This is a genomic window from Vibrio sp. 1727 (assembly GCF_033344415.1).
In the GTDB taxonomy this organism is placed as follows: domain Bacteria; phylum Pseudomonadota; class Gammaproteobacteria; order Enterobacterales; family Vibrionaceae; genus Vibrio; species Vibrio alginolyticus.
In genome coordinates, this window is the sequence record NZ_JAWPOT010000148.1 from 1 (window position 1) to 855 (window position 855).

The 855-nt window shown below is 45.1% G+C and carries 1 protein-coding gene; it reads left to right on the plus strand.

Features of this window, described 5'->3' with window-relative positions; all coding sequences use genetic code 11:
• On the plus strand, positions 1-855 hold an 855-nt coding region (gene htpG, locus R8O10_RS24430; RefSeq protein WP_318191847.1), incomplete at both ends, for a molecular chaperone HtpG.

The following is an 855-nucleotide window of genomic DNA, read 5'->3' on the forward strand; positions in this document are numbered from 1 at the left end:
ACCGCGGAATTCTTCTCAAAGCTTTCAGAAGAGCAAAGCAAAGACTCGCAATTGATCGGTCAATTTGGTGTTGGTTTCTACTCGGCATTTATCGTTGCTGATGCGGTGACCGTGCGCACTCGTGCAGCAGGTTTGCCAGCAGATGAAGCTGTGCAATGGCATTCTGCGGGCGAGGGTGAGTACACCATTGAAAACATCACTAAAGAATCTCGTGGTACTGACATCATTCTTCACATGCGTGACGAAGGTAAAGAGTTCTTAAATGAATGGCGCTTGCGCGATGTCATCAGCAAGTACTCGGATCACATCGGCATTCCTGTTTCTATCCAAACTGTAGTGCGTGATGAAGACGGTAAAGAGACAGATGAGAAGAAGTGGGAGCAAATCAACAAAGCTCAAGCGTTGTGGACGCGTAATAAAGCAGATATCTCAGATGAAGAGTACCAAGAATTCTACAAACACGTTTCACACGATTTCGCTGATCCATTGGTGTGGAGCCATAACCGCGTAGAAGGTAAAAACGACTACACTAGCCTACTTTACATCCCATCGAAAGCGCCATGGGATATGATGAATCGTGATCATAAGTCAGGTCTGAAACTGTACGTGCAACGTGTGTTCATTATGGATGATGCTGAACAGTTTATGCCGTCTTATCTACGTTTCGTACGCGGCTTGATTGATTCAAACGACCTGCCACTAAACGTATCGCGTGAAATTCTACAAGACAACAAAGTGACTCAGTCGCTACGCAATGCATGCACGAAACGTGTACTGACTATGCTTGAGCGCATGGCGAAGAATGATGAAGAAAAATACCAATCATTCTGGAAAGAGTTTGGCCTAGTGTTGAAA